The organism is Paraburkholderia sp. SIMBA_030 (assembly GCF_046535245.1).
Classification (GTDB): domain Bacteria; phylum Pseudomonadota; class Gammaproteobacteria; order Burkholderiales; family Burkholderiaceae; genus Paraburkholderia.
The window spans coordinates 1-243 of sequence record NZ_JAWRXB010001424.1 but is presented as its reverse complement, the minus strand read 5'-3'; the positions used below and the strand labels follow the sequence as shown (position 1 = coordinate 243).

Here is a 243-nt window from a genome sequence, read left to right as displayed (position 1 = left end):
CACTCGTTCGAATTCAACTGGCGCAGCGGCGCCACGGCCGCGTGAGCGAACGCGCCGTAGGTTTCTTCGAGGATCTTCTTGAAGTCGGCATCAGCGATGCTGCCGGCAACGAACGGGCGCATCACACGGAAGGCCAGTTCGTGGTAAGGCAGGCCAGCCCAGGAGGCGATCTCTTCCTGGGTGAAGCGTGGCAGGTTTTCAGGGACGTACAGGCCGCCGTCGCTGGCAAGGCCAGCCAGCAGC

1 pseudogene is annotated in these 243 nt (G+C 63.8%); it reads right to left on the bottom strand.

The window, feature by feature from the left end:
* A pseudogene (locus SB772_RS44720) lies at positions 1-243 on the bottom strand (threonine synthase); the annotation flags it as partial.